This is a genomic window from Allobosea sp. TAB14, assembly GCF_052113865.1.
Taxonomy (GTDB): Bacteria; Pseudomonadota; Alphaproteobacteria; order Rhizobiales; family Beijerinckiaceae; genus Allobosea; species Allobosea spartocytisi.
Genome location: NZ_JBFRDQ010000275.1, coordinates 1 through 4,350, shown reverse-complemented (window position 1 = coordinate 4,350; position 4,350 = coordinate 1). Strand labels below are relative to the sequence as shown.

The window sequence follows — 4,350 nt, the reverse complement described above, 5'->3', positions numbered from 1 at the left end:
TGTTAAAAGTCATCGCTCAGGACTTCATCAAACTGGAGGCCGTCGAGATTGTTCTGCCGCTCTATTGGGAACTGATCGAGAAAACCCGGCAAGAAGAACTCTGCATAGCCTATGATTTGTTCGTGGATCAGAAAGATCCCGGCCACTTCATCTTCATCGAAGAATGGCCGGATCGGGCGGCGCTCGATGCCCATTGTGCCACCGAGCATTTCACCCGGCTGGTTCCGCTCATCAATGCTCATCAGCGGCAAGATGCGACTTTCATCCTGATGGATGCGTTTCCTGCAGGTTCGGCAGCCGGCGTCAGGCCAACACCGGCGTAGGTCCTGATTACGGATCGGCGTGTTTCCGGTTTTACGGATAGACGTATCTGCGGGGGAAAGCCTTCCCCCTGGTCGGCGCCAAGGTCGCCGGCACACCCCCATCAGCGGGGAAACCCCGCAACGCCCCCCCGAGAGCGAGAGTTTGGCCGGTTTCGCCGTGACGGGTTGAAGGCTGGAGAAGAGGTCTCCGGCGCCCGTCGCGGAGCAACCCCGATGGCCAGATACGATCGCAGCGCCCGTGCCGGCACAGATCGCACGAACCTTTATGACGACATCACCAACAAGATTATCGCCGAGCTGGAAGAAGGCCGCGTGCCCTGGGTCCAGCCCTGGGGAACGGCGGCTGCCAAGGCGCCGCTCGCTATGCCGAAGAATGCCGTCACACGCCGCGGCTACTCCGGTATCAATGTCCTGATCCTTTGGGGCGCCGTGATCCAGCATGGCTTTCCCGGCCAGAGCTGGCTGACGTTTCGCCAGGCCCTGTCAATGGGAGGCAATGTCCGCAAGGGCGAACACGGCACTACCGTCGTCTATGCCGACCGTTTCGTTCCCGACGACGAGAAGAAACGCGCCCGCGAAACCGGTGAGGATGCACACGCAATCCCATTCCTGAAGCGGTTCACCGTCTTCAATGCGGCGCAATGCCAGGGCCTGCCCGAGGATGTCAACGTCGTCGCACCGCCACCGCTGCCCGGCCTGATTGAGCCGAAGGTCGAAGCACTCATCAAGGCGACCGGCATCGACTTCCGCATCGGTGGCAATCGCGCCTACTACGTTCCCGCCCATGACTATGTGCAGGTCCCGCCTCCGCACGCCTATTTCGAGCCGATCAACTGGCACCGGACGGCGCTGCACGAAATCGGCCACGCCAGCGGAGCGCCCCATCGGCTGAACCGGAATCTCTCCGGCTCCTTCGGCTCGAAGCTCTATTCGGTCGAGGAAATCACGGCCGAACTCATTTCAGCATTTTGCTGCGCATCGCTCGGCATTGAGCCAACCGTGCGCCACGCGGACTACATCGGCTCCTGGCTGGAATGCCTTCGCGAGGACAACCGCGCCATCGTCCGGGCCGCCAGTCACGCCAGCAAGGCGGCCGACTGGATTTTGTCCTTCCTGCCCGGTCAGGAGCAGACCTCACCCATTACCGATTTTGACGATGAGCAGGAGGCGGCGTGATGACCGTGCTTTCCGCAACCAGCTCTCCCTCCCCATCGACGGAGAACGATCCCATCCGCAGCGATCATCGCCGTGATCGCCAATATCTGGCCATGGGCGAACGTTACGCCGAAGCGGCCACCCGCCTCTCCCGGTGTGGCAATATCGGCGGCGTGCGCGAGCCGTTCTTGATGCTTGTCGCTCATGCGCTGGAACTCTCGCTCAAGGCAGTGCTGAGCCATCAGGGGCACGACGAGGAGCGGCTGATGGCGATAGGTCACAGTCTCGAACGCTGCCACCGCCAAGCTGTTAAGGGAGGATTCCACCCAAAGGACAGAACCGGCCTTGCGATCCTCGTGGAAGCCCTGGATCAACCTCACGCCTTCCAGGCCTTTCGCTATCCGCAGATCCTGGGATGGACTCTCCCGGATGCGGCCAGGGTCATTGCACCGCTGGTCGACCATCTGGAAGCAGTCAAATTGCTTCTGGACACGACGGATCGCCCATCCCGAGAGTGAGAGGAGTGTGGGGATTTTCGTGACGGGTTGAGGTCGAGAGAGAGGCTCTCGGCGCCCGTCGCGGAGACTACCACGATGGCTACTGCTGCTCAGAAAATCACCCTGTCGTCCTCGCGCGACATTCCCTTCAACAAGCTGGTCCTCAGCCAGTCGAATGTCCGCAAGGTCAAGGCGGGCGTGTCGATCGAGGAACTCTCGCGGGACATCGCCCGGCGCGGCCTACTACAGGGCCTCAATGTGCGTCCGGTCATCGATGCCGATGGCAATGAGACCGGCATGTTCGAAATCCCCGCTGGCGGCCGCCGCTACCGGGCGCTTGAACTGCTGGTCAAGGCCAAGCGCCTGGCGAAGACTGCGCCGGTGCCCTGCGTCGTGCGTGAAGCCGGCAGCGACATCCTCCTTGAGGACGACAGCCTGGCCGAAAACCTCCAGCGCGCCCCGCTCCATCCCCTCGACCAGTACCGCGCGTTTCAGGATATGCGCCTCAAGGGCATGTCCGAGGAAGAGATCGCCGCCGCGTTCTTCGTCTCGGTCAATATCGTGAAGCAACGCCTGCGCCTGGCCTCCGTCGCGCCCTCGCTCCTCGACCTGTATGCCGAGGACATCGTGACGCTGGAGCAGCTCATGGCCTTCACCGTCAATCCCGACCATGCCCGCCAGGAACAGGTCTGGGATGCGATCAAGGATTCGTGGTCGAAGGAGCCGCATCAGGTCCGGCGCATGCTCACCGAAACCACGGTGCGCGCCTCCGACAAGCGGGCACAGTTCGTCGGTCTCGCCGCCTATGAGGTCGCCGGTGGCATCGTCCTGAATGACCTGTTCCAGTCCGACGATGGCGGCTGGCTGCAGGATGTCGGACTGCTCGACCAGCTCACCGACGACAAGCTGAAGGCGGAAGCCGAGGCTATCGGCGCCGAGGGCTGGAAGTGGGTCGATGCCAGGGTCGAGACGCCCTATGGCCACGGTCACGGCCTCCGTCGGCTGATCGGCACGGCGGCGCCCCTGACCGATGAGGAACAGGCGACCTTCGACGCCCTGACTGCGGAATACGAGGCCCTTGAAGCCGAATATGCCGAGGCCGAGCAATATCCCGACGTGGTGGACGAACGGGTCGGTGAGATCGAAACCGCCCTCGCCGCCCTCGAGGATCGCCCCGTCATCTATGACCCGACCGAGATCACCCGCGCCGGTGTGTTCATCAGCATCGATCGCGAAGGTCACCTGTCGGTCGATCGCGGTTATGTCCATCCCGAGGACGAAGCGCCCCTGGTCGTGGACGGCGAAGGTGACCGAAACGACGGGACTTCGCCCGATGGTTCGGCGTCTTCGATCCCCGCTGCGCAGCGCGCCGTCATCACCATTGGCGGCCAGCCGACCGAACCGGAGGAGGAAGAGGAGAACGTCATCAAGCCGCTGCCCGAACGGCTGGTCTCGGAGCTGACGGCGCACAAGACGCTCGCGCTGCACGATGCGCTGGCGAACAATCCGCATGTCGCCATGACGGCGCTGCTGCATCGGCTGGTGATGGAGCGCTACCACTATTCCGCGCCGAGCGGATGCCTGGAAGTCACCGTGCGCCACCACTTCTTCTCGACTCAGGGCACCGACCTGAAGGACAGCCCGTCGGCCAAGGCGATCGCGACGCGGTATCAGGACTGGAAGGCGGACCTACCGACCGACGACGATGCACTGTGGGAGTGGATCGCCGTGCTTGACGACGCCAGCCGCATGGTGCTGCTCGCCCATTGCGTCGCCTATGGCGTGAATGCGCTTTATGAAAAGGTCGACCGTAATGGCGGCTCCGGGCTTTCACAGCGTAGTCTGGATCAGCGGCTGTCTCAGGCCGACCGGCTGGCGCGCGCCACGGACCTCGATATGGTCGAGGGCGCAGGATGGCGGCCGACGGTCGAGAACTATCTCGGCCGTGTCACCAAGCCCCGCATCCTCGAAGCCGTGCGTGAGGGCGCCGGTGAACGGGCGGCGTCCCTCATCGAGCACCTGAAGAAGGGCGACATGGCCAAGGAGGCGGAACGCCTGCTGGCCGATACCGGCTGGCTACCCGAACCTCTGCGTCTGGCCGACATCGAGCAGGTGCCGGACGACATTGCCCCCGAGGACGATACCGATGCGCTGCCTGATTTCCTCGCCGGTGACGACGAGCCGGACCAAAGCGAGGACGACACGGCCCATCTGATCGCGGCCGAGTAATCCTCACCGGCGGGGCGGCTCCGGTCGCCCCGTTTCTTTCCATCCCAACCATCCAGGCTCGGCATCTGCCGGGCCTTTCTCTTTTCTGGAGATTGTTTCCATGTCCGCACATATCGTCCATGACACCGCGCCGCTCGGTTCGCTCA

4 protein-coding genes are annotated in these 4,350 nt (G+C 63.2%); all 4 read left to right on the top strand.

What is annotated here, in order from left to right; translation table 11 throughout:
- Positions 1–323 (top strand): putative quinol monooxygenase (locus AB4Y99_RS26095; protein ID WP_441525371.1); only part of this gene is annotated, 323 nt, incomplete at its 5' end.
- 213 nt (positions 324–536) lie between these two features.
- Positions 537–1,499: an ArdC family protein gene (locus AB4Y99_RS26090; protein WP_441525370.1), complete on the top strand. Its 963-nt coding sequence runs from the start codon at positions 537–539 to the stop codon at positions 1,497–1,499.
- Positions 1,499–1,996, top strand: a complete 498-nt coding sequence (locus tag AB4Y99_RS26085) for a hypothetical protein (RefSeq protein WP_441525369.1) — start codon at positions 1,499–1,501, stop codon at positions 1,994–1,996. Before AB4Y99_RS26090 ends, AB4Y99_RS26085 begins: the two co-directional genes overlap by 1 nt.
- 75 nt (positions 1,997–2,071) lie before the next feature.
- A complete protein-coding gene (locus AB4Y99_RS26080; RefSeq protein WP_441525368.1) occupies positions 2,072–4,204 on the top strand; it encodes a ParB/RepB/Spo0J family partition protein in 2,133 nt (710 codons plus the stop codon).
- Positions 4,205–4,350: the final 146 nt, after the last annotated feature.